The following is a 24,013-nucleotide window of genomic DNA, read 5'->3' as shown; positions in this document are numbered from 1 at the left end:
GCCGCCGACGGCCGGCACACGCTGCTGCTGCACGGCCGCGACAAGGCCCGGCTCTCCGACGTTCGCCGCGGCCACCGGCGGCGAGCCCTACGAGGCCGACCTCTCCTCACTCTCCGAGGTCCGGCGACTCGCCGCCGACGTCGCCGCCGTACACGACCGGCTGGACGTCCTCGTCAACAACGCGGGCATCGGCTTCCACGCCGAGGGAACCGAGCGACAGACTTCCGCGGACGGGTACGAACTCCGCCTGGCGGTGAACTGCCTGGCGCCCGTGGCACTCACCCGGGAAATCCTCCCGCTGCTCCACCGCGCGGCGCCTTCCCGCATAGTCAATATCGCCTCCATGGGCCAGCAGCCGGTCGACCTCGACGACTCACAACTCACTCGGGAGTACACCGACGTCGACGCCTACTGCCGCTCCAAGCTGGCGCTGATCTGCCACAGCATGGACCTTGCAGAAGAACTCTCCGGCACCGGCATCACCGTCAACACCCTCCACCCCGCAACGTTCATGCCGACGAACATGTCCCGGCAAACGGTCTGGACATCGTCGACTCGCTCGAGCAAGGAGTTGCTGCCAGCCGGCGCCTGGTCGACCTCCCCGAACTGGCCGGCGTCACCGGGCGCTACTTCGACGGCGAGCAGGAGGGGCGGGCGGCAGCTGAGGCATACGACCGGGAGTACCGGATACGGCTGGCCGCGGTCACCGAGTCGCTGCTCTGAGGGCGCGACCGGGCCGGCCCACCGAGCGCGGTCGGCCGCCCGACGTCGGAACACGCGGTACATGCCGCTCGATGCGGGTGCCGTCTGCCGGGAGCCGAACCGAGCTTCGTCAACGTTCGTAGGCGGGTCCGGCTCTGTGCGCGGGTTACGACGTCGTTGGTCGGTGATCGCGGGAGGTACCCGATGGCGGGCAGATCGATGTCCATGAGTTCGGGAGGCACCCGCCGTTGAGTCGAGGGGTACATGTACCGGTGTGCCCAGACGCCAGTGGCCGCGCACCGTGGACCACGCCGCCGACATCGTCACCAGCTACGACGAGGTCGGCGGCTGCACCCTCCGGCAGGCTTACCACCGGCTCGTCTCGGAGGATCTGATCCCGCACACCGCGCCGGCGTACCGGCGTCTGTCCGCCCGTCTTGCACAGGCCCGCCGGGAAGAGCGGTTCCCCGACCTCGTCGACCCGTTGCGCGAGGTCCATGTTCTGCCGGCTCGGCCGGACGCCGGCGAGTTTCTGCGGGCCGCGCCTGACTGGTTCGCCCTGGACCGGACCGCTGGTTGGACAACGGACCTGTACGTGCCCTGCGAGAAGGACACATTGCGCGCTCAGCTGACCGGCCGGCTGGAGCGTACGCGGATGCCCGTCCTTGTCGTCAGAGGGCTCCACAGCCAGAGCTACGTGCAGGTCCTCGTTCGGGCTCGCTCCAAGCGCACTGTGCGTCACGTGGTGCAAGCCTTGCGTTACAGACGTACGTCGCATCCAGGAGGTATCGAATGTCCTTCTCTTCCCATGCCGCTCGCATGGCGGCAGCTGTGGTGCTGGTCGCGGGTGCCCTGCTGACCAGTGCATCCCCCGTCGCCGCTCAGTCCTTCGCGCATCCGGCATCTGGCTCACCACAGAAACTGACACCCACCGACGACGGAGGCGATGGTTGCAGTTTTTGGGACCCGCGCTGCCCTCAATTCCTCAGCTGGGTTCGGCTGCTGGTCGACTTGGCAGTTCGCCCGTAGTGTCCTGATGTCGTACGAGGGGGGCTGGGGACAGCCTGTGCAGTGGGAGGTCGAGGCGCTCGACCCGACCGAGCTTCAGTGCCTGGTCCGCGCCGCTGTCACCCCGTACATCGATCAAGCCGTACTCGGCGACCGTATCGCGGAGGAAGAACGGCACCGAAAGCAGCTGAGGGCATTCGCCTATGGGTGGCCCTCCAGCCATCCGCGGGCCGAGCACGCACAGCATCTTCTGATGCCCGATGCGTCGGCCGGTGGACACCGGCCGGCCGCCCCGGTCCCGATGGTGGCGATGCGCCCTCACGCGGGGGCGAGCGGCCATGTGCACGGACGTGGTGCACGGCTGACGCCATGAGGGGCGTCAGCGCGTGGTCACTTTCTCGGCTCAGCCGCGGAGTGCGGGCGGTTCTTCGGGCTGGGGGGAATCGGTCCCGGCGCTCCCGCATCGGATCGCCACGGCGTCGGGAGGTGATGAACCGGTGTCTGAGAGCGCCGGGACGAACTACCGCCTCAGGAAAGGAACCCCATCGAGGACTTCGGACCGTCGACGACGGTCACCTGTTCGGCGCGGTGGTCTCCTATTCGCCCCACTGTGCGCTCAGCTCCGGTCGGCCGAAAGCCCGCTCTCCCCGTTCAGCACAGGTCGGCCCGTGAACGCGTCCAGGAGGACACGATCGCCGAGCGGCCGGTCCAGCTTCACCGTCACCTCTTTCGCAAGCAGCTGCTTGGTGCAGGGGCCGTCCTTGGTCCCGATGACAGATGCGGACAGCACTACGCTGCCGCCGGTCTCCAGCGCGTCCACGGCGGGGCCGTCGTCGCAGGCTCCGTGGGTGGCCACCACGGTGACGGACCGGCCGTCCCCAGCCACCCCGACCATCCGGCCGAGCGGCGCCAGTTCGTCGGTGGGCACCTCCCCGGCCGGCTTGATGGGCGCCTCTGGGAGCTTCGACGGGCTGAGGGCAACCCGCTTGAGCGGGGTGTCGTAGCCCTCCAGGGTGAACAACCAGGCCGGCACCATCGCCGGGCCACGGCTGGTGGACAGGGACATCTCGCCCAGCTTGACCCCGGTCACGGTGAGGTGTGGTCCGTCGGTGCTGCCGCCGGCCACCGTTGCGAACGCCTCCCGCGCCTCCATCAGGGGCAACGTGAGCGAGCCTCCGCTCTCCCACTTCACCCGCCCGTCCTTCGGTGACGTGGCGGGGAGTTCGCCGCGCAGGACGAGGTTCCGGGCCGTGTAAGCGAGCTTGTCGTCTCCGTTGTGGAAGGCGTTCTCGGGCAGCTGGACCACCTTGCCCATCGGGTAGTAGCCCTTGGCCCACACCTCGGCGGCCTTGGAGCCGTCCCAGGCATCGGCGACCTGGCGTGCGCGGGCCTCCGACTCCGGCGCCGAGTCGGCGCCGCGGACCTGTGTGCCACCCGTGGCCTTCTCGCTGCCGCAGCCGGTGACGGCAGCGGTTCCGACAGTGAACAGGGCGAATACGACGAGCAGTTCGACGGTTCGTGCGGCGCGTGTACGCATGGGTGTCCCCCTGGACGGTGGCGGTGACGAAGGCTGTGCAGTGACAGGTGGAGGCCGTGCTGCCCCTGTGACGAGCCGCCCCCGGGCCCGGTTCCTCAGTAACGGCGAAGGTTCGGTCCACTCGTCGATCGGCTGGGCGAGGACGACGGTGACCAGGCGAAGGACGGCGGCGGCGTTCCCGCAGCAACTCGGGAAAGCACGAGCCCTGCCGCAGCCGGGGCACGGCCGGTTCCACGGGCCCGGCCGGGGTGCCCCTTCGCGTGCGATGTTGTACCGGGGGGACCACGCCGCCCCACGTGAAGGCATCGGAACCTTTCTCCGCCCCGGCCTTCGAACCGTGATTTCGCACTGCATCGATGCGTGAGGCAGGGCCTGTTGAGCTGCTGAGTTCGTGGATTGTCCAAGAGGGACGGGATGTTGCTCCCTGTTCTGCTGCGGCTGATCGACGAACGGTCGATCGCGTTCCGGGCCGCGATCGCGTCCGCGCCCAGCCTTGATGTGCAGGTTCCGACCTGCCCTGAGTGGACGCTGTTGGACCTGGTGCGGCACCTGGGCAAGGTGCACCGCTTCTGGGCCGCCGCCGTCGCCGCAGGGCCTGCCGACGCTGCCCCCGCCGCGACCGCTGCGGCGGGCGCCCCGGCTGCGCCCCGGGAGCGGGAGGCCCTGTTGGCCTGGTCGGCCGAGTCCACGGAGCAGTTGCTGAGCGCACTGCGGGAGTCCGGTCCGGATCGCGGTTGCTGGACGTGGTGGGGTGGGTCGCAGTCGCCGCAGACCTCCGGTGCCGTCGCCCGGCACCAGGTCCAGGAAGTTTCGGTGCACACCTACGACGCCCAGAACACCGTGGGTGCCCAGCAGCCGCTGCCGGACGAAGCGGCACTCGACGGTGTCGACGAGTTCCTGTCCACCTGCTGCGCAGGGACGGACGCCTGGCCGCACGAGCCCGCCGCCGTCGAATACCACGCCACCGAGGGCCGCTCCTGGCGCCTCTCGCTCTCCGCCGACGGCGGACGGACCACCCGTCTCCCCACGCCAGGCACAATGCCCGCCGCCGCTGCCGGCGAGGACCCGGACGCCGCCGACGCCTCCGCCCGGGGCACGGCCGGTGAGCTGGTCCTGGCCCTGTACGGCCGTATTCCGGTGGACTCCTTGAAGCTCGACGGCGACCGACGTCTCTTCGACCTGCTCCTGGCGTGGGACCCGGATGAGTAGGACGTGACGATGCGCCACCTCGTGCGCCCCGGGGTGTGCCTCCCACCAGCGGCTACAGCCACGCCGTCGTCGCGTCCGGGCGCTGATCGCGGCCTCCGTCCGGCCAGGTTTCCCTTGGATGCCTCGGGCCAGGCCGGCTCGCCGGTTCAGGTCAGCGGGGTGTGGTTGGGGTCTTTGTGTTGGTGGGTTTGTTGGTGGTGGGGTGTTGGTGGGGGTCGTGGCAGGAGTGCGGGGTGGGTGGCCGGGTGGGTGGCCGGGTGGGTGGGTGGGTGGAATTAGTGTGGGGTGTCTGGTCGTTTTCGGGTTGTTGTCCGGTGTGGGTGACGTCTTGTTTGTGTGTTTTCGAGTGTGGGATGAGGGTTGAGTGGGTATGAGTGATTTTCGGCAGAGGGCTTGGCTGGCGGGTGGTTGTTTCTGGGGTATGCAGGATTTGCTGCGGGTGCTTCCGGGTGTTGTGGGTACGCGGGTGGGATACAGCGGTGGTGATGTGCCGCATCCGACGTATCGCAATCATGGAAGCCATGCGGAGTCGATCGAGATCGCGTTTGATCCGGCGGTCACCGACTATCGGACCATTCTGGAGTATTTTTTCCAGATTCATGACCCGACGACGAGGGACCGGCAGGGTAACGATGTCGGTGCCAGTTACCGTTCCGCGATTTTCTATCTCGACGACGAGCAGCGGCGGGTTGCCGAGGACACCATTGCCGATGTCGAGGCATCGGGGCTGTGGCCGGGGAGTGTGGTGACCGAGGTCGTGCCGGCGGGCACGTTCTGGGAGGCTGAGCCGGAGCATCAGGATTACCTGGTCCGCTATCCGGAGGGCTATACCTGTCACTTTCCGCGTCCGAACTGGCGGCTGCCGAAAAGGGCGGGTGCCTGATCCTGCGGGTTCACCGGCCTCGGTGAAGGCCTCACCGCCCGCGAGGCGTTGACGGCACGCGCCCGCACCGGGGAATCTTTGGGTGGCGGGTGCCGGGGAGTTTTTGGGTGGCGGGTGCTGCCTTCCTCGGGTCTGTGCCGCCGCTGTTTCCCGTGCTTTGGGCCGGTGGCGTGTCCGGGTGTCGCCGGCCGGCACCCGCGGTGCATCAACGCACCGGGGGTGCACCGGTTGCCGTGGTCGCGCCCTGCAGTTCCATCTGGGGGTCGACGCCGAGGCTTTCGGTGGGCTGTGGCATCTGCTGTCCGACCATGCGTATGAGGTGGGGGGTGTTGCTGCTGTCGGGCGCGCCGTTGTGCCTCGGTTGTTGCTTCGGCTGAATGCCTGGGGAGGTACCGGGCCTGTCCGCCTGCGCGCCTGTGCGCCTGTCCGCTTGTCCGCTTGTCCGCTTGTTTGGCGGGGGAGGGGGCTGGCTGCCGCGGTGCCCGGGAGAGGGTCCGTAGTGAACACGCCGGGCGGGTCCTGCAACACCCCGCGGTGCGGCGGAGTGTGGGCCGCCGTCACCCTTGAGTGGCGTGTGGGGTGCCGTCACCCCTGGGGGGTGTGTGGGCCGCTGTCACCCTCTGGGTGGTGTGTGGGCCGCTGTCACCCTGGTGTGTGGGCCGCCGTCGCCCTTGAGTGGTGTGTGGGGTGCCGTCACCCCTGGGGGGTGTTGTTCGGTGTCTGCTTGGTGGATCCAGGACGCGAAGGCGCGGATGGCGGTGACGGCGAGGGGCGACGTGCCGGAGCCGTAGGGGCCGGTGAGCAGCATGACGCGGGTCGGAATCGGTTGGGAATGCCGGGGGTGGGTGCTCGGGGTGTGTGCGGGGGTGGTGGGTGGCCCGGTCCGGGTGGGTGTCTTGTTTGGGGGGCTGGCCGTTGTGGTGGCTGCTGCCGTGCACCGGGGTGCGGTACCGCGGCCCGGCCCGGCCCGGCCCGGCCCGTCCTGGCCCGGCCCGTCCTGGCCCGGCCCGTCCTGGCCCGGTCCTGGCCGACGGCCCGTCCGTGTTTTTGCCGCCTCGCCTCCCTGCGGGCGGTGGGCGGCGGGCGTGGGCGGCCCGGCCTTGGTCGGTGTCTTCGGGTGGGGTGTGTTGCTGTCCGTCGTGGTGACGGCCGCCGTGCATCGGCTGTTGTACCGCGTCCTGTACTGAGGTCACAGCGCTGCTCCCGCCCGGGCGTGACGTGGCGGGTATGGCGTCCCGGCGGTCTTGGTCCATCCCGGGCGTGACGTGGCGGGTATGGCGTCCCGGCGGTCTTGGTCCATCCCGGGCGTGACGTGGCGGGTATGGCGCTGTGGTGGTTTTGGTCTGTCTGGGCGTGGCGTGGCGGGTATGGCGCTGTGGTGGTTTTGGTCTGTCCCTGGGTGGGGTGTGGTTGGTGTTGGTTGGTGGTGTTGGGTTTGTGTGGGTCGGGAGCCTCTCGGGAACATCAGGAACTTTGTGTGCAATGTAATTGCGTGCGTTGAAGTTTTGGGGTATGTTACTAGCAATGCGGGAGATCTGTGAGGTGGGAGAGGGGTTGTGATGGGCGGGATCGAGACGGATGGGGTGCGGGCTGATGCCTCTGTGGCCAGTCTGCTTCTTGAGGATCAGATGTGTTTCGCTTTGTATGCGGCGCAGCGTGCGATGACCAACCGCTACCGGCCGTTGCTCGACGAGTTCGATCTGACTTATCCCCAGTATTTGGTGTTGTTGGTGTTGTGGGAGCACCGTGCTGTCCCTATCAAGACTTTGGGTGCGCTTTTGCAGCTCGATTATGGGACGTTGACGCCGTTGTTGAAGCGGATGGAGACGCATGGGTTGATCCGTCGTGAGCGTCAGGTCGAGGATGAGCGTTCGGTGCTGGTCACTCTTACCGAGCAGGGGGCCGGGCTGCGTGAGCGTGCTCGTGCGATTCCTGCCGCGATGGGGGAGGCTGTCGGTTTCAGTCCTCAGCAGTTCGAGGACACCAAGTCGCTCCTGGAGCGTTTGACGGTCAACCTTCGCACCTGACTTCGCACCTGAGCGATCCCGGCTGCCGCCCGTCGGTGATGTGCCGTGCGCGGGTTTCTCGGACGGATCGTCACCCCCTGCCTGTGCCCCTGTCCCTGCTTGTGCCTGTGCCTGTGCCCTTGCCTGTGCTGCTGCCCCTGCTTGTGTCGTTGCCTGTGCTGCTGCCCTTGCTTGTGTCGTTGCCTGTGCTGCTGCCCTTGCTTGTGCCTGTGTCTCTGTCGTTGCTTGTGCCCTTGCTTGTGTTTGGGTGTCTGGCGTGTTGCTCTTCATGTTCAGCCCGTCCTGTCACTCCTGCTTGTCGCTGGTGTGAGCGGAAAGGAACACGATGCTGGAAGCAGCGGGTCTGACCTCGGCCGAGGAGGCTGTGTACAGGCTTTTGGTGATGGTGCCTGCCGCGTCGGCGGACGAGATTGCGCGGCAGTGTGCTCTGGTGCCGGCCGATGTCGGGCAGGCGTTGGCCTCGCTCGAAGCCAAGGGGCTGGCCAGTGCGACGGATCGCAGTCCGCGTAGTTTCGCGGCTGCGCCTCCGGACGTGGCTTTGCTGCCGCATCTGCAGCGGCAGACCGATGCTTTGGACCGTGCCCGGGTGGCGGTCACCGGTCTGGTGGAGACGTACCGGCATACCAGGCGTCGTAGTGATCCTGATCAGCTCATCGAGGTGATCACGGGTGCCGAGGCGTTGCGCCAGAATCTGCGCCGGATCCAGGACGGTGCGCGTCACGAGATGTTGTGGTTCTGCAAGGCGCATTACGTGGCGATGCCTTCGGGCAGTAACCAGGCGGAGTTCGATGCGCTTGACCGGGGGGTGCGCTATCGCGTGGTGTATGAGCGGGCGTTCTTCGATGATCCTGGTGCTGTCGACAATGTGGCGCAGGGTGTACGGGCGGGAGAGACGGCGCGTGCGGTCCCGCATCTTCCTCTGCGGCTGGCCGTTGCCGACCGGACCATCGCCATCTGCCCTCTCGTGCCCGGTGGTCCCGGTGGCAGTTCCGAAGAGCCCACTACCGCTCTGGTCCGTGACAGCAATCTGCTCGAGGCTCTGGTTGCTTTGTTCGAGCGCTACTGGGAGGACGCGGTCCCCCTGCACGTGAACGAGTCCGGAACGGTCAACGGCACCGACGGGGACAGCGGCGGCCACGAGTTGTCGGCGATGGACCGTCAGCTGCTGTCCCTCCTTGTCGCGGGTGTGGCCGACAAGGCCATAGCCAGCCAGATGGGGCTCAGCCGCCGCACCGTGCAGCGACGTATCCAGGCCATGATGGCCAGCGCGGGCGCGACCACACGCATGCAACTGGCGTGGCACGCCGCCCGCCGGAACTGGATGTAGCAGCACCGGCCTTCGGGCACCGGCACACACCCGCGGCCCTCACCCCACCGCTGCTGCTGTGCTGTGTTCCTGAGAGCCCGTTCACCGCTCCTCACCCACAACACGCGTGCCCTTACCGGCGCACCGCACCGCTGCTGCCCCGCCCGGCGCACGGTCACGGCCGTCGTGTCGCATGTGCGTGGGACGGGGTGTTCCGGCCCGCTTGCCCCCGGCCCTCCCGCCCGGCGCGCGGTCACGGCCCTCGTGTCGCATGTGCGTGGGACGGGGTGTTCCGGCCCGCTTGCCCCCGGCCCTCCCGCCCGGCGCACGGTCACGGCCGTCGTGTCGCATGTGCATGGGACTGGGGTGTTTCGGCTGTTCTGCCCGGGCAGTGGGGTGGTCTGGTGCTGGTGGTACGGGCTGAGCTGCCCCGTGACGGGCCGGGGGTGCGGGGGGAGCGGGTGGGGGTGGTGCTGTCTGTCGTGTGTGGTCGGGGTGTGATGGTGCGCGCGAAGACCTCCGTGTGCGGGGGAGAGGGATGTCTCCACCGCACCGGAGGTCTTCGCGGGCGTGCAGGACCGGGCTCTGCCGGTATCGCGTGTGCAGGACCGGGCTCTGCCGGTATCGCGTGTGCAGGACCGGGCTCTGCCGGTATCGCGTGTGCAGGACCGGGCTCTGCCGTGGCATGAGCGCCCCGCTGTGCAACCGGTGCGGCTGCCACGGTTTTTGACGGGTCATCACCGCACGGTGGCGTAGGAGGAGCGCTCGACGAGCCGGGAGGCGGTGTCGGAGTGGGAGACAGCCACGGGGTGGGTGACGGTGACGGGGTGGGACGTCTTGATCTCGACGGTGTGCGAGTGTGCCTGCCTGGCCGTGAAGCGCTGGGCGGCGGCCGGGATGTTCGTGTCGTCAAGGGTGATCAGGTTCCATGACGGGATGTGCTTCCAGGACGTCGCGGCGGCCTTCTGGTCCAGGGCCGGGGCGGCGACGGGACGCTGCGTGGCGGCCGTGAGTGCGGTGGCACGACGGGGGGTGTCGGCGGCGGACCGGTCGTCGAACGTGCCGGCCCCGGTGGACGGGCCGGTGCCCGCCTTGCTGTTCTCCAGGGCGAAGGGGGCCTTGTTCAGGGCCGGACCGAGGGCGTGGCCCGGGAACTTGCCGGCGAGTTCGGTGGTGCTCTCGCTCTTGCCGGGGCAGAACGCGGCGATGTGGACGAGTGCCCTGGCGTTCTTCTTGTGGGCTGTGGCCTGAGCGATGACAGAGCCGCCGTAGGGGTACCCGGCGAGCGCGCCGGGGCCCTTGACGCTGGTGGGGGCGCCGGCCGGGTGGGTGTCGCCGGTGAGGCCGCGCAGCGGGTTCGCGGGTGTGACGACCGGGCGGCCCTCGTGCTGCGAACGCTTGACGGCGCCGTGCCAGCCGGCGGACTCGGAGAAGGCGCCATGGATGAGGACCACGGTCGGCTTGCTGCCGGCACGGCTCGCAGGGGTGGCGGTGGCAGCCACCGCACCGGTCGCGGCTGCCATGACCGCGGCGACACCGGCCACGCCGAACACGGAGGCGTAGACGCGGGGCGAGCGGCGTGCGGACAGTCGGTTCATGGTGGTTCTCCTCGAGCGTGTGGACGGACCGGTCGGGCAGGGGGCCCCGGATGGGCCCCGGCTTTCCGCCTTCCTGAAAAAGGTAGCGAGCATTTACCACGCATACAAGTTAATTGTGAGTTATGCGACGGTGAGCTGACTAATCGTGCACAAGTTGATGAGGTCGGTGAGGACACGGCGGACGGCGGCGGCGGTTCTCGTCGGCCACGGGCCGCTCGTCCTGACACGTATCCCGCCGGTGTCCTGCCCCAGGACGGCGCAGCGCCCCTGGGGTCCAGGGCGTCCCGGGCTCAGGGCGCTGCGGGGTCCTCCTCGTGTGAGCGCCACCGCGGCGCGCCCCGCCGCGCCCGCCGGCATCTGTCGCTGCGGCACCTGCGCTGCTGGCAGGGGCGGGCGTCGGGGCGGCCGTCATCCGTCCCGGCCCACCGGTGCTCGCGGTACTCGGCTCCGGTCCACACCGGCGTGGACGGTCCGTGAGCGTGAGGCGATCGTGATCAGCACGCCGGTCCGGTGGCACCCCTGCCGCGACCCGTCCGGCACTGAAGGGGACGGTGCGCACGGTGTGCCACCTGCCGGGGACGGACCGGCCGCAGCCTTGGTACCGGGCGCGGGTGACACCGGGCGCGGGTGACACCGGGCGGGGCGGCCTCGAGGCGCGCCGGCCCGACGGTGTACCCGGCGATGCTCGGCGTGTGCTGCGACGGATCGTGGCCGGGTCGTCCTCGTGGACGCGGACCGGGCCGGTGCAACGTGAGCGGGATCGTGCGGGCCTTCACCGTGCCGCCCGTCCGCGTGGCGCGCACGCGACCGCCGTTTGGGCGGGAGCACGCAGGGGCGCCGCCGGGGGAGGCGACGGCCATTCTCGCCCGGGAGCATCGGGCGGCGGACCTTCCCTTCCCGCCGTGGGCTCAGGACCCGCAGGGGCGGTCCCCGGACCGGGGGGTGCGGACGGCGCACGCGAGCAGCAGATGGCCCGCCTGATCGGTCCCCTCCTCACAAGAGGAGCTCACCCCCCGGGGTTGACCTGGTGGTGGATGGCCGGGCTCTGGGCGCTGCTGCAGCGCACGCAGTGTCCGCCGTCACGGTCGCGCACGAGTCGGCGGACGACGTCCGTGGGGCCGGTGCGGCGACGCCGAGGGGCCACGCCGGGATTCTTCGCCCTGCTCCCGCGCGCCGGATCGACGGCACCGGGGAGCGGCGGGAGCGAGAACGAGAACATGCATACCGCGACGCTCCCGTTCCGGGGTGCGTCAGGGCCGGACGGTCTCCTCGTGCACGGCGAAGAAGAGGTTCTGCATCGCTTCCCGCGACGCTGTGGCGTTGCCGTGATCGAGCGCGGCGAGAGCCGCGGCCGCCGCCCTGCGCACCGGGTGCGGCAGCGCCTCCTCCGCCGCGACCGCATACGAGCGGGTGCGGCGCGCTTGACGCTCCTGGGGTGTGACGGCGCCCGGACCCGAGACGGGGAACACCGCAGCTTCGTAGGCGGCCGTGTGGGCAAGGACCATGTGCGCGATGCCGTCGGCGTAGCCCCGCAGCGCTGCTTCCTGCCGAGCCTGACGGCCGCGGACCAGGAAGGTGCCCAGCAGGGCGCCGCACCCCGTCGAGACACCCGCGCCGGCAGCGGCGACAGGGCCATCCAGAAGGTAGCCGCCTGCAGCGCCCAGGACTGTCATCAAAGTGACCGCGAACGCCGCGATGAGTATGCGGGCCTGCTGCGGCGTGGGGGTCGTCATGGAGGAAGTGTGTCACCCGAATGGCCGAGAGCGGGCCGCCGGTGCCGGCCGGCCGTCGAGCACCCGGCGGGCCCGCCGGGTGCTCGACGGCTCCCTGCTCCTGGCGGCGGAGTCGGGGCGGGTGGCCGGGCAGGGTGTCGGGGAGTTCCACGGCGCAGCCGACGGGAACGCAGGCCGCGCAGACGCGGGCCGGCGCCCTGCCGGCCGGCCGAGCCGGGGCACCGGCGGCACTCCTCAAGGCCGAGGACGCGGCGGGCCTGGGTGAGGCCACGGCCTCCCTCGGCCTCGGGGAACCGGCCGACGACGAGGACGACCGTGACGGGCCGAAGCCCTCCCGGCCCGCCCTCCCGCACGGCGTGCAGCGGGCACCGGTCGGGGCCGAGCAGCCGCGCACCTGATCCGAGGCGGCGGACGCCCGCAGAGCCGGTCCGGGGCGCTACAGGGCCGGACGCCCACAGGGTCGGTCCGGGGCGCTGCAGGGCCGGACGCCCACAGGGCCGGTCCGGGGCGCTACAGGGCCGGACGCCCACAGGGCCGGTCCGGGGCGCTACAGGGCCAGCAGAGCCTGTTCGACCACTTCGGTCAGGGCCGGGTGGATGTACAGCACGTCCCGGGCGACCTGGTCCACCGTCAGGCCCAGTGTCATCGCCTGGATCAAGGGCTGGATGAGCGTCGAGGCCTGCGGGCCGATGATGTGCGCGCCAAGGACCGTACGGTCGACAGGGTTCGCCAGGACTTTCACGAAGCTGGTGGTGTCCTCCAGCGCCCATCCGTACGCGGCCTCCGCGTAGGGGCGGGTACTGACCAGGTACTCGATCCCGCGACGGCGCGCCTCCTGCTCGGTCAGTCCGACACTTGCGATCTGCGGGCTCGTGAAGACCGCATGCGGCGCAACGGTGTTGGCCAGCGTGCGCAGGTCCTGGGGGTGGAGCAGGTTGTGCTGCACGAGCCGCGACTCGGCATTGGCCATGTGCTTGAGCTGGAAGTGGTTCACCACGTCGCCGAGTGCCCAGACGCCCGGTACCGAGGTGCGGTAGGTGTTGTCGGTCGCAATGTGGCCGTGCTCGTCGAGGTCCAGCCCGCCGGCGGCCGCGTCCAGCCGGTCGGTGTTGGGCCGGCGGCCGACGCACACCAGCAGCGTCGCGGCCCGCACGACATGCTCGCCGTCCGGGCAGGTCACGGTGACCGCGACGCCGTCGGCATGCCGTTCGACGCAGGTGACGGCGGCCTCGAGAAGTACGCGATGTCGCTGCGATACGAGTTCGGTGAACCGCGCCGACACCTGCTCGTCCTCCGCCATCAGCAGGCGCGGCCCCCGCTGCACGATCGTGATATCCGTACCGAACGCGCCGAATACATGACTGAACTCGGCCGCGATGAAACCCCCACCGATGACGACCATGGACGCGGGCACCTCGTCGATCCGCATGATGGTGTCCGAGGTGTGGTACGGCACGGTGTCCAGGCCGGGGATGTCCGGCACCACGGGCCGTGACCCGACCGCGACGACGAACGTGTCGGCGCTGATCCGCTCGGTTCCGGCCTGCAGCACCTTCGGCGCGACGAACCGCCCCTCCTCGGTGTACACGTCGACGCCGTTTTCCCTGCGGTAGTCCAGCGCGCTGTCGTGCAGCGGATCGATCCGGTGGAACACCCGGTCACGGATGGCCCTCCAGTCGACGCGCTCGACGCTCGCATGGACACCGAGCCGCGCTGCCGCCCGCACCCCCTCGACCGCGTCGGCGGTGACGACGAACATCTTGCTCGGAATGCAGCCCCGGTTCAGACACGTGCCACCGAAGCGGTCCGGTTCCACGACAGCGGTACGCAGATGAGCGAATTCGTCGGTGAGCAGCATGTTGCCGCTGCCCATCCCCAGGACCACGAGATCGTAATGCCGCACGCCCGTACACCTTCCGCCGGCGAAATGTTCGGCCCTGCAGCGCATGGCCGCCCCACGAGGCCCCGAACCCGTTTCACCCGGACTTCGGCCCCACGGCCCCTTTCCACACCCATTCCCTCCAGGTACTTATCACGACAAACAGCACATCAGCGGGCAACGCCGATACGGGAGCGCGGCGTCCACACGGACAGGGCGCACCCCGGCCGTGCCCGCACGACGCCGGCACCCGCCGCGCCCGTCCGGCCGCGCGACGGCCCGGCCGCCACCCCGGACGCCCCCTCGGCCGGTGGCGCCGCCCGGGCTCGGAGCGCCGTCGGGCCCATCGCGCGTACGCGGCGCCCCACGGCCGACGCCCGAGCCCGGCGGCCCGCCCGCCGGGCGCCCCGGTGGATGCGACCCCTTCCCCGCCCACCGGCACCTCCCGCGCCCGCGGGAGGGCATGACGGTTCATGGCGTCCCCTGCGCCAGGTGCGCCCCTGTGATGCCCGCCGGGCTCCCCGCCTGCGCCACAGGCTTCCGCCCCCTGCCGCGAACCTGCCCGGGCCGAACAGTCAGACCGATCGGTGGAGCCGCGTGACCTGAGTCATCAACCCCTCACTTGACCGGACTAGACAGGTCTGTCTAATCTCTTCCCTGTACTAGACAGACCTGTCTAACCATGAGAGTGACCCATGAGCCTCACCCCCACTGCGCGCTCCGCCGCCCGTACGAACAACCCCGTACGACGGTCCGCCGCGCCCGCCGCCCACCGGCGACGACGGGACCTGGGACCCATCGCCTCCCTTGCCCTGCTCGCCTCGATCGTCGTGTCGCTGCTGGCCGCATCCAGCGCCCCGACCCCGCTCTACGCGATCTACCAGCAGCGCTGGGGCTTCTCGCCGATCACCACCACCATCGTCTTCGGCGTCTACGCGCTCGCCGTGCTGGTCTCGCTCCTGGTCTTCGGCAAGATCTCCGACCACGTCGGCCGCCGGCCGGTCCTGCTGGCGGCGCTGACCGGACAGGTCGCGGCCATGGTCGTCTTCGCCACCGCCGGCGGGGTGGACGCACTGCTGGCCGCCCGTGTCGTCCAGGGCGTGGGCACCGGCGCCGCGCTCGGCGCGATCGGCGCCGGCATGCTCGACATCGACCCCCGCAGGGGCGGCTTCCTGAACTCCTTCGCGCCCGCGGTGGGCACCGCCGGCGGCGCCCTGGTCTCCGGGCTGATCGTGCAGTACCTGCCCGTGCCCACCCGCCTCGTCTACTTCGTACTGCTCGGCATGTTCGTCCTGCAGGCACTCGGCGTGCTCGCTCTGCGCGAGACGGTGAGCCGCAAGCCGGGCGCGCTGGCCAGCCTGGCCCCCGAGATCAAGCTGCCCAGGGCCGCCCGCACCCCGGTGGCGATCGCCGCCCCCGTCCTGTTCGCGGTGTGGGCACTGGCCGGCTTCTACGGCTCGCTGGGCCCGGCCATCGTCCGGACCCTGGTGCACTCCACCTCCCTCGTGTGGGGCGGGCTGCCGCTGTTCGTGCTCGCCGCTTTTGCGGGCCTGGCCGTCCTGGTGCTGCGCGGGACCTCGACGCGCACGGTGATGCTGATCGGCGCCGGCGCACTGGTTGCCGGTGTGACGATCACCCTGGTGTCCATCGGCTCGGGCACCGGCGGCCCGGCCGCCGCGACCGGGTTCTTCGCGGGCAGCGCGATCGCCGGCTTCGGCTTCGGCAGCGGGTTCCAGGGCGGCATCCGGATGGTGATGCCGCAGACGCGACCGCACGAGCGGGCCGGTGTGCTGTCCCTGCTGTACGTGGTGTCCTACCTGGGCCTGGGCGTCCCCGCGGTGATCGGCGGCGTCCTGGTCGTGCACGGAGGCGGGCTGCTGCAGACCGCCCGGGAGTACGGCATCGCCGTCATCGTGCTGACGGTCGCCGCGCTGGCCGGGCTGCTCCTCAGCGGCCGCCGCGCGGAACCGGTGGCAGTGCTCCGGCCGGAAGCCGCCGACGAGACGGCACCCGCACCGCAGAGCGCACAGGTGCCGCAGACCGTCTCCGGCTGAAGACCAAGGCTAGAATAGACTGATCTGTCTGAAAGGGTGATCGTCATGGTGACCAGGACCGCAACGAAGCCGTCCGCACGGGAGCGCCTGCTCGAGGCCGCCAACGAGCTCTTCTACAGCGAAGGCGTGCAGACCGTCGGCATCGACCGCATCATCGAGCACGCCGGCGTCGCCAAGGCATCCCTCTACAACACCTTCGGGAACAAGGAGAGCCTGGTCTGCGCCTACCTGGAATCCCGCAAGACGCGCATCCAGGACCGGATCCTGCGGACCCTGACCCGCTTCAGGACCCCCCGCGAACGCCTGCTCGGCGTCTTCGACGCACAGGGCGAGCTTTTCACCACCCCCCGGTACAACGGCTGCGCGTTCGTGCGGGCCACCGCCGAAGCACCCGACGACAGCTCGATCAGCCGCGCGGCCGACGACTACCGGACCTGGGTACGCGGCCTGTTCACCGAACTGGCCACCGAGGCCGGGTACGCCGACCCCGAAGGGCTCGCCCGCCGGCTGCACCTGCTCTACGACGGCGCCGCACTTTCCGCACGGATGGACCGCGACCCCTCGGCCTCCACCACCGCCCGCGCCGCCGCGGCCGTCCTGCTCGACGCGGCGCCGCTCACGGAACCCGCGGCCACCGCCCCGGGAAACTGACGGCCCACGACGACCGCTCCCGCCCCGGCCGCCGCCGGCCGGACGCCCCGGCCCGCGCGCGAGCCGCGGACGGGACGCGCACATCCCGCCGGCCGCCCGCCGACACGGCCCGGTGCTCCCGCGGCTTCAGGGCGCCGGCCCGGCTTCCATGTGCGAGCACATGCTCTTATCCTGGGAGGGGAAGCTTTGGAGGAGACGATGACCCCTGCGCCGACGAACCCCGACGATGCGTGCAACAACCTGACCCTGCGCAAGGCGGCCCGGTATCTCGGCGCGACGTACGACAAGGCGCTGGCCCCGGTCGGTCTTCGTGCGACGCAGTTCAGCATCCTGCAGAAGCTGGGTGCGCACGGAGAAACGACGATCACCGGCCTCGCCGACATGATCGCCATGGACCGTACGACGCTGGCCTCGAACCTCAAGCCGCTCGCGCGGGAGGGCCTGGTGACCGTCGAGCCGTCGGCGGCCGACCGCCGGGCACGGATCGTCACGATCACGCCGGACGGCCTCTCCCGGGTGAAGGCGGCACTGCCGCTGTGGAAAGCCGTGCAGGACCGGTTCGAGGGGAGCTTCGGAGCCGACAAGGCGGCCCGGCTGCGCGCATCACTGAGAGCCGTCCTCGACACCGGCTTCGATCCCTGGGCCGAGTAGGGCGCGACGGTTCCGGCGCTGCCGGCGGGCCGCCCCCGCACGCCCGGACGCCGCCGGCATCCCGTGCACCCGCCGGCCGCGGCGGACTTCGGCCCTCGTGACGCGGCCGCCGCCCCGGCCCGGGCGCAGGGGCGGGGAGGCGGCCGAGGGCGTCGGCGGGATCGATGCGGACCAACCGGGCCGGGCGCCGGCGTGCGGGGAGTGCGGACGGCGGCGGCCGGCATGTCGTGCTCGGGCAGCACGGATGGGCATGCCCGGCGAGACCGCCTCGCCCCGGCCGGCGAACTGTTCCCGCGCACTGGTCACGGCCGCCACGGCGAGGAGACCCCGGCCGTACCGGCGTTCTTGGCTCTGCGTCGGGCGGGGGCCGGCGCCGTCCTTGCCGTCCCGCAAATGCGAGCATATACTCCTAGTGGGTGGTGCATATCCACCCACGCTCCGGGAGGGTCCCTGCTCCCGGCCCCCTACCGGCGCCGGCAGCAGCTTCAGGGCCGCACGTCGCGCACATCCTCCACGCGCCACACCCGCGTGTGATCACATCCGGATGCATCAGTCACCGGAAGGAGACCGACCGATGGTTGCCGGCACCCCTGTTCCTGTCCGCCGGCGCCGGCGCCGGTGGCACGGGCCGCACCCGGTGTTCCGTGCGGACGTACCGCTGGACCGCGCGTTCGACGACGTCGAACACGTGACGGGCGTACCTGCCCGGTCGGTCGAGACGTTCGTCGCCGCGCGCAAGGACTTACCTCTGGGCCGACTTGCACCGTGCGGGCCGTATCGGCCCGCCACCGACCAGGAACCATCACGGATCTCTCAAGGAGACGATGCAATGCAATCTGTGCAGGAGAGCCCCGACCCTGCCGAAACGGCGCGCCGCGCCCGGTTCGGCAGCCTGCCGAAGCGAATCCGCCCCGAGGAGATGGTCGAAGAACGGGCGGCCACGGTGCCGGACCCGGCGAAGAACACCTACAGCCCCGACGAGTGGCTCGTTCGCTACTGCCTGTGACCCACATCGGCCCGACAACGAAGGACTCCCATGCGCATACCCAAACCCCTCATGGCAGTGTCAGTGGCCATGCTCTCGGCCGCCGTTGCCGTGGGCTGCTTCGTCCAGGTCTTCTGACGCCCCCGGTGCCGATCGCTCGCGCCCCGGCGACGGGCACCGTGACGACCGCCCGCCGGCTCGCCCCTGAGCCGGCGGGCGGACGGCCGACGGGGCACCGGAGCGGCTGCCGGGTCCGCCTGACCGAGACTGCGGCACCGTCCGGTTCGAGGCGGCCGGCCGGGTGATCACCGCGATCGCCCCGTCCAGGACGTCGACATCACCGAACGGATCCACGACGACCTCGTCGACGCCCACCCGGCCCCGGCCGGACACCTCGCCGCCCGCATCACCCGGCGAGGACCGAGTGCGCCCGCCGGACGAGGCATCACCCTGCCGGGCACGGCGGCGCCCGACCGCAGCCGTCAGGCCAACAGCGGTCGCGGCTCGACAAGTCCGCCTCGCCGTGGACGCGTCGCCGACCGGATGGGGACGACGACCGCCGCTTTCACCGCCGCCTCGCGCCGGGGAGACCCCCCTGACGCCCCTGGTCTGCGCCCGCCCACACACCCGATGGCACGGGCACAGGATCCGGCAGGCAGCGGCAGGCAGCGGCAGGCAGCGGGCAGGCAGCCCGGTGGGGCCGAGCGGCTCGTGGTTCAGCCACTCGGCCCCACCGGGCAAACGCATGCCCGGACGCCCGGGCGGTGTCGGCCAGCGAAGCGGACGGGACGCGGCGGCAGCACGGTACGGCGCCAGGAACGCGGTCAGCGCCGTCAGCATCTCCTTGGGGGCCTCCTCGGCGACCCAGTGACCGCAGCCGGGAATGACCAGGCTCTGCACGTTGTCCGCGGCGAGCTTCATCGTGCTCGCACCGAACCCCTTCGCCCTGCGCGTGGGAGCGGCGACAGCCAGGCAGCGCCGCCGACGAAGGCGCGTCGGGACAACCCGTGCCGGGCCCCGCGCGGCAACGGCTTCGGGCCGGGGCCGGACGGGACCGACCCCGCTTGGAGGCTGCTCGTATGTGGGGTGCGGCAAGGGCGCCCCCTCGCGACAGCCGCATACTCATCCGGTCACCTGGCCGTCACGGCCGGCTGGTGGTGACACGGTCGGGCGGTTCGACGGGGGCCGGAGTCAGGTCCACGGGGGATGCTTCGGTGTCCTGCGGGTTCTTGTCCGGCCCGGCCCCGCCGGTGCGCTCTCGGCGGCGGTCGTTGCACCAGGAGATCGCGCATGCCGCCAGGTACAGCAGGCTGATGGGGGTGGCGAGCAGCAGCATGCTGAGCGGGTCCGTGCTGGGAGTGGTGACCGCGGCGAAGACGGCGATACCCATGAGCATGCCGCGCCACCAGCCGATCATCCGGCGCGCGGTGATCAGGCCGCCGAGGTTCAGCAGCACGAGGAGGACCGGGAGTTCGAAGGAGAGACCGAAGACGACGACCATGCGGGTGGCCAGGTCGAGGAAGTCGTCGACGGGCAGGAGGTTGGTGGCGTTGTCCGGGGTGAAGGAGATCAGCACCCGTGTCGTGGTCGGCAGACTCCAGTACGCCACGGCGGCGCCCGACAGGAACAGGGGGATACCTGCCCCGAGAAAGACCAGCGTGTACTTCTTCTCGTTGCGGTGCAGTCCTGGCGCGACGAAAGCCCACAGCTGATACAGCCACACCGGGCTCGCGGCGACGATTCCCGCGGTGGCCGATACTTTCAGCGCGAGGGTGAACGGGGAGAGCAGGCCGTTGAGGGCGATCACGCCGCAGTGCCCCGCGTCGCTCCGGCCGGCCGGCCGGCCCGGGGCGCAGCCGGGCAGCGGATCGATGAGGAACCCGATCAGCTGCTTGTAGAACAGGGCTGCCACGACCGTGACGAGCAGGATCGCTCCGACGGCCTTGACCAGACGGTTTCGCAGCTCGCGAAGATGCTCTCCAAGGGGCATCTGCGCAGCGTCATGCGGTGTACGGGTGGGCATGGGCGGTCCCGGTCCCTTCCTGTGCAGCACCGGCCGCACACCTGTCGGTCAGTGGTTCGGGCGCTTCAGCGCCGGTGAGGGATGTCTGCCTCGGCCGTTTCGGGGGCCGTGTGCCGGCCGGCGGGCACGGGCTGAAGGGCGGCGACGGCGTCCACGCCGGCCGGGGGTTCGCCCGCGTCGTCCTTCTGCATGGCCTTGGTCTCGCTCTTGAGGATCCGCAGCGACTGCCCGAAGGAGCGGGCCATATCGGGGAGCCGCTTGGCGCCGAAGAGCAGCAGGACGACGACGAGGATGAGGATGATCTCGGGTGCTCCGAGCCTTCCGAACATGGGCGTTTCCTTTCCGAGGGACTGCGGCACGGGAGCGGTGCTCCGGTGCGGTCGGCCTGGCTGCCCGCGGATGCGGGAGCCCTGCCCTGTGTGCGGATCGGTGGGTGGACTCACCGGGCCGACGGCGACCGCGGCGAACGGTGGGTGGGCCGCCGGCACGGCGGCGCGCAAAGGCCGGTGTCACGGGGGTGTTCCTGCCGCGGCCGCAAGGGGCCCACCGGTCCCCGGCGCCGGTGATTCCTCAAGGCCGGTGGCCGGCGGCCGTGGACTTCGAGCCGGGTCCGGCGGACTTTCCGGGGTGCTTTAAGGCCTGCGCCGCGGCACCGGCGGGCGGTTCCTCCTCGAGGTCGAAGCCCGTGGTCAGCCCGGTCAGGTCCAGGCTCTCGGCACTCAGCAGGTTCTTGGCCACGAAGGCCTTCGGGTTGAGGTCCTCAAGCGTCAGATCCCCCAGCTCAGGGGGGAGTTCGTTGAGAATGCCCGCCTGAGCGCTCTGGGAGAGCTCGCGGATCCTGCGCAGGGTCCGCGCGGTGTCGGACACCATCTTGGGGAGCTTGTCGGGCCCGACCAGAATGACGGCCAGCACAATGAGTGTGACAACTTCGAGCGGGCCGATGTCGGAGAACATCTACGACTCCCGTCTGGGGTGGTGAAGGCTCCGTCGCCTCCCGGGCAGGAGGGGAAGCAGGGTGGGCCGGCTGCACGGACCCGGCAGCCGCCCCGCAGGGGGACGGCCGCACAACGGTGTGAGGACGTCTAGGCCTACCGCCCCGGGGCGAGCGTCCTCCGGCCGTGCTTTCGCCCGGCTCTACCCATGGCACCGATCGCCGCATCCACATGACGAAGAGTCTCCCGGCCTGTGGAAAGTCGGTGGTCAAGCCTCTGATCGGCGGTCAGTCAGTGCCTCCGGGCCCGGTGACACCACCCCGGATCATGGTTGACAGGGGGGAAGTCATGCCGGGCCCGAAGGCCGGGAGCCCCATTGCGGAGCCACCGAAGACGGTAATGAGGGGCGACCTCCGGTTGCGGTGCCAATCGTTGGCTCGGCAGCCGGGGCGGTGGGTGGTCAGCGGTTCAGGTGGACGGTGAAGTGCCGTTCGGTGTCTCCGGCGGGGACGGTGCGGACGAAGCCCCGGGCGTTGTGGTAGTCGCCTGATCCGCCGGTGATGGCGACGTCGACGTAGGAGGGGGCGGGCAGATGGAGGAGTGCCTGTGCGGCAATCTGTCCTTCGGGCAGAGAGAAGGTGCCCAGGCACTGGAGCGCGGCCGGGTCGACGTGGGTGTAGGTGCAGACGACGCTGTGATCGCCGGCCTTCTTGCCGTCGCGGTAGAGGTCTTCGTGGATGACGCGCTGGTCACCCGGGCTGATTCCCGCCCGGCCCAGGTCGAGGTCTTCGAGGGAGGTCTGTTTGCCGGTCAGCTCGAAGGTCTCCATGTGGTGTCCGGCGGCGTGCGCACTGATGGAGGCGGGCGAGGCAGGTGTGGCGGCCGACACCGTCGGGGCGGTGGCTGCGCCGGCGGCGAGGGCTGTGGCGATACCGGCCGCTGCGGTGAGGTATCGCACCTTGTTGAGCTTCAGCGTGTTCGGCAATTTTCTCTCCGTTTCGTGATGGGTCGATCCGTTGGCGGCACAAAGGTGCAGGACCCGGTCCGGATGCACGGGCCGGCCCTTTCGAGCCGAGTCCCTGTCGGGTTGGTGATCGGGCACTCGCACCATTACTTCGTCACCTGCTTGTGAGGTGATGAGGGTGATTCGTGGAAGTGCCCTGGGTGCCGGGTCTGGCAACGTCTGCGCAAATCCCGCAAACAGGCACAATACGAGCATAAGCTCCTATTGTGATGACAGCAAGGGGGTTCGGGTCACACTGAGCCCATTCCAACCTCGGGCCGACGCCGTCCGGCGCCTTGTCCGGGGTAGCTGGTAGACCCTGTCCATGACGTTCCTGGCGTTGGTCGAGGTGATGCGGGCGGATGGCATGTCGGCCGGACGGCGCTGACGGAGGCGATCTGCGCGCGGTGGACAGAGATCGAGATCGACTCGAGTCACCCCAGCGAAGTGCAAAGCCTCCTCTGGGAGTTCGAGACGGCGCATGGTCCGGCTGAGGCGTATCTGCACCAGGACGGCACCTGCCTGTACAGGGACGTCCGGCAAGAAGACGCTGTCCGGTTGGCGACGCGTTCCGCGAGCCGGCCCCGGCAAGGCAGACCTTGACTTGGTGTTCTGCGATGAGGGCTACACCTTCGACGTACAGCTGCGTGCCGGCGCCACCGAGGCCGAACTGACCGATCTGGTGAATGCCGCTGCCTGACTGCGCCCGGCCGCCGTTGGGCCGCTCGCCGCCCGTCCCGGGCCCGGTGACCCCCCCGGATCATGGTTGGTTGACAGGGGGAGTCATGCCGGGCCCGAAGGCCGGGAGCCCCATTGCGGGGCCAACGAAGACGGTAATGCGGGCGAGCGTGGCGATGGAGTGGCGACGGCCCCGGTCCTGCCCGCCGGGACACCGGCGGGCAGGACCGGGGCCTGAGATCAGCACAGGAGACGGGCAAGCCATCGAGCTCTTCGGTGAAGAGCCGTTACCACCCCGGTCGAGCCCCATCCCGCTCTCGTCGAGGGCCTGCCCGGACGCCCGGACGCCCGGGCGGTGTCGGCCGGCGCAGCGGGCGGGACGCGGCGGCAGCGCGGTACGGGGCCAGGAACGCGGTCAGCGCCGTCAGCATCTCCTTGGGAGCCTGCTCGGCGACCCAGTGGGCGGCGCCGGGGATGACCACGCTCTGCACGGATTGTGCGAGGTCCTTCATCGCCTTCCCGACGCCCGCGCCCCAGCTGTCCGCTCCGCCGATCGCCAGGACCGGCATCGCAAGCTTCGTCCCCGCGCGCTCGGCGTTCTGCGCAAGGGTGGCGTCCCACGCACGATAGAGCCCGAAACTGCCGTGCAGGGACTCGGGGTTGGAGAAGAGGCGCACGTAGTAGTCGATCGCCCTTTGGGGCAGCTCGCCGCCCTGAATGGCGAACTCGTAGCCGAAGAAGATCTCTTCCCGTCCGCTGACGAGCTGCTCGGTCAGCTGGTGGTCGACCCGGTTGAAGGGGATGTGCCAGAGCCTGTTGTTGTGCGCCTCGTCGATGAACAGCGGCGGCGAGGCCTCCAGCGTCGGGGGACCGGGGACCGGGGACCTCGGCGAGGGCCACGCGTTCCACCCGGTCCGGGTGGTCCGCGGCCAGCGCGTAGCCGATCAGCATTCCGGTGTCGTGGCCGGCCACGGCGAACCGCTGGTGGCCGAGCGCGTCCATGAGCGCGATCAGGTCATTGGCGAAGGTGCGGGTGTCGTACCCGTCGTGGGGCTTGTCGGTCAGTCCGATGCCACGCTGGTCGACGGCGATGACCGTGTGGTTGCGGGCCAGTTCCGGCATCACCATGCGCCACGCGTACCGGTTCTGCGGCC

The 24,013-nt window shown here is 70.3% G+C and carries 20 protein-coding genes and 2 pseudogenes; 12 read left to right on the top strand and 10 right to left on the bottom strand.

What is annotated here, in order from left to right:
- Nucleotides 1-118: 118 nt before the first annotated feature.
- The 3 genes and pseudogenes from OG878_RS00815 to OG878_RS00805 form a co-directional block, all read left to right on the top strand.
- Nucleotides 119-931 (top strand): annotated as a pseudogene (locus OG878_RS00815) (SDR family NAD(P)-dependent oxidoreductase); the annotation flags it as partial.
- 45 nt (nucleotides 932-976) lie between these two features.
- Entirely contained in the window at nucleotides 977-1,561 is a 585-nt protein-coding gene (locus OG878_RS00810; protein ID WP_328884919.1) for a hypothetical protein, read from the top strand.
- A gap of 177 nt (nucleotides 1,562-1,738) precedes the next feature.
- On the top strand, nucleotides 1,739-2,083 hold the full coding sequence (locus OG878_RS00805; RefSeq protein WP_328884918.1) for a hypothetical protein: 345 nt from the start codon (nucleotides 1,739-1,741) through the stop codon (nucleotides 2,081-2,083).
- A gap of 243 nt (nucleotides 2,084-2,326) precedes the next feature.
- Here the strand turns inward: OG878_RS00805 and OG878_RS00800 are convergent, their stop codons facing one another.
- Nucleotides 2,327-3,247, bottom strand: coding sequence for a hypothetical protein (locus tag OG878_RS00800; protein ID WP_328884917.1), 921 nt, complete (start codon nucleotides 3,245-3,247; stop codon nucleotides 2,327-2,329).
- Nucleotides 3,248-3,661: 414 nt separating this feature from the next.
- Between OG878_RS00800 and OG878_RS00795 the strand changes: the two genes are divergently transcribed.
- From OG878_RS00795 to OG878_RS00780, 4 genes are all read left to right on the top strand, one after another.
- Nucleotides 3,662-4,456, top strand: a complete 795-nt coding sequence (locus OG878_RS00795) for a maleylpyruvate isomerase family mycothiol-dependent enzyme (RefSeq protein ID WP_328884916.1) — start codon at nucleotides 3,662-3,664, stop codon at nucleotides 4,454-4,456.
- 370 nt (nucleotides 4,457-4,826) lie between these two features.
- Nucleotides 4,827-5,339, top strand: coding sequence for a peptide-methionine (S)-S-oxide reductase MsrA (gene msrA, locus OG878_RS00790; protein WP_328884915.1), 513 nt, complete (start codon nucleotides 4,827-4,829; stop codon nucleotides 5,337-5,339).
- Between the two features lie 1,559 nt (nucleotides 5,340-6,898).
- Nucleotides 6,899-7,366: a MarR family winged helix-turn-helix transcriptional regulator gene (locus tag OG878_RS00785; RefSeq protein WP_328884914.1), complete on the top strand. Its 468-nt coding sequence runs from the start codon at nucleotides 6,899-6,901 to the stop codon at nucleotides 7,364-7,366.
- Between the two features lie 325 nt (nucleotides 7,367-7,691).
- Entirely contained in the window at nucleotides 7,692-8,693 is a 1,002-nt protein-coding gene (locus OG878_RS00780; RefSeq protein WP_328884913.1) for a helix-turn-helix domain-containing protein, read from the top strand.
- Nucleotides 8,694-9,409: 716 nt separating this feature from the next.
- On the opposite strand, the gene OG878_RS00775 is transcribed toward OG878_RS00780, so the two are convergent.
- Together OG878_RS00775 and OG878_RS00770 are read right to left on the bottom strand one after the other, a co-directional pair.
- On the bottom strand, nucleotides 9,410-10,270 hold the full coding sequence (locus OG878_RS00775; protein WP_328884912.1) for an alpha/beta hydrolase: 861 nt from the start codon (nucleotides 10,268-10,270) through the stop codon (nucleotides 9,410-9,412).
- 1,250 nt (nucleotides 10,271-11,520) lie between these two features.
- On the bottom strand, nucleotides 11,521-12,003 hold the full coding sequence (locus tag OG878_RS00770; protein WP_328884911.1) for a hypothetical protein: 483 nt from the start codon (nucleotides 12,001-12,003) through the stop codon (nucleotides 11,521-11,523).
- Between the two features lie 134 nt (nucleotides 12,004-12,137).
- Between OG878_RS00770 and OG878_RS00765 the strand changes: the two genes are divergently transcribed.
- The gene (locus OG878_RS00765) at nucleotides 12,138-12,401 is read left to right on the top strand and encodes a hypothetical protein (protein ID WP_328884910.1); all 264 of its coding nucleotides are present in this window, start codon (nucleotides 12,138-12,140) and stop codon (nucleotides 12,399-12,401) included.
- Nucleotides 12,402-12,550: 149 nt separating this feature from the next.
- Here the strand turns inward: OG878_RS00765 and OG878_RS00760 are convergent, their stop codons facing one another.
- Entirely contained in the window at nucleotides 12,551-13,906 is a 1,356-nt protein-coding gene (locus tag OG878_RS00760; protein WP_328884909.1) for a mycothione reductase, read from the bottom strand.
- A gap of 671 nt (nucleotides 13,907-14,577) precedes the next feature.
- Here OG878_RS00760 and OG878_RS00755 point away from each other — a divergent pair.
- The 4 genes from OG878_RS00755 (at nucleotide 14,578) to OG878_RS00740 (ending at nucleotide 18,244) form a co-directional block, all read left to right on the top strand.
- Entirely contained in the window at nucleotides 14,578-15,936 is a 1,359-nt protein-coding gene (locus tag OG878_RS00755) for an MFS transporter (RefSeq protein ID WP_328884908.1), read from the top strand.
- A gap of 45 nt (nucleotides 15,937-15,981) precedes the next feature.
- Nucleotides 15,982-16,587 carry a TetR/AcrR family transcriptional regulator gene (locus OG878_RS00750; protein ID WP_328884907.1) on the top strand — a complete coding sequence of 202 codons (606 nt, stop codon included), beginning with the start codon at nucleotides 15,982-15,984 and terminating at the stop codon, nucleotides 16,585-16,587.
- A gap of 198 nt (nucleotides 16,588-16,785) precedes the next feature.
- The gene (locus tag OG878_RS00745; protein WP_328884906.1) at nucleotides 16,786-17,238 is read left to right on the top strand and encodes a MarR family winged helix-turn-helix transcriptional regulator; all 453 of its coding nucleotides are present in this window, start codon (nucleotides 16,786-16,788) and stop codon (nucleotides 17,236-17,238) included.
- 574 nt (nucleotides 17,239-17,812) lie between these two features.
- Nucleotides 17,813-18,244: a hypothetical protein gene (locus OG878_RS00740; protein ID WP_328891533.1), complete on the top strand. Its 432-nt coding sequence runs from the start codon at nucleotides 17,813-17,815 to the stop codon at nucleotides 18,242-18,244.
- 1,120 nt (nucleotides 18,245-19,364) lie between these two features.
- Here OG878_RS00740 and tatC read toward each other — a convergent pair.
- The 6 genes and pseudogenes from tatC to OG878_RS42105 form a co-directional block, all read right to left on the bottom strand.
- Nucleotides 19,365-20,213: a twin-arginine translocase subunit TatC gene (gene tatC, locus OG878_RS00735; protein WP_328884905.1), complete on the bottom strand. Its 849-nt coding sequence runs from the start codon at nucleotides 20,211-20,213 to the stop codon at nucleotides 19,365-19,367.
- Between the two features lie 98 nt (nucleotides 20,214-20,311).
- Nucleotides 20,312-20,575 carry a Sec-independent protein translocase subunit TatA gene (gene tatA, locus OG878_RS00730; RefSeq protein WP_328884904.1) on the bottom strand — a complete coding sequence of 88 codons (264 nt, stop codon included), beginning with the start codon at nucleotides 20,573-20,575 and terminating at the stop codon, nucleotides 20,312-20,314.
- Between the two features lie 241 nt (nucleotides 20,576-20,816).
- Nucleotides 20,817-21,200 (bottom strand): Sec-independent protein translocase subunit TatB, encoded by a 384-nt coding sequence (locus OG878_RS00725; protein ID WP_328884903.1) that lies wholly within the window; start codon nucleotides 21,198-21,200, stop codon nucleotides 20,817-20,819.
- Nucleotides 21,201-21,638: 438 nt separating this feature from the next.
- Entirely contained in the window at nucleotides 21,639-22,163 is a 525-nt protein-coding gene (locus tag OG878_RS00720; RefSeq protein WP_328884902.1) for an allene oxide cyclase barrel-like domain-containing protein, read from the bottom strand.
- 983 nt (nucleotides 22,164-23,146) lie between these two features.
- Nucleotides 23,147-23,536 carry an alpha/beta fold hydrolase gene (locus tag OG878_RS00715; RefSeq protein WP_328891532.1) on the bottom strand — a complete coding sequence of 130 codons (390 nt, stop codon included), beginning with the start codon at nucleotides 23,534-23,536 and terminating at the stop codon, nucleotides 23,147-23,149.
- A gap of 79 nt (nucleotides 23,537-23,615) precedes the next feature.
- Nucleotides 23,616-23,981 (bottom strand): annotated as a pseudogene (locus tag OG878_RS42105) (alpha/beta fold hydrolase); the annotation flags it as partial.
- Nucleotides 23,982-24,013 lie beyond the last annotated feature (32 nt).

The organism is Streptomyces sp. NBC_00316, assembly GCF_036158715.1.
GTDB lineage: Bacteria > Actinomycetota > Actinomycetes > Streptomycetales > Streptomycetaceae > Streptomyces.
This window is presented reverse-complemented; position numbering and strand designations above follow the sequence as displayed.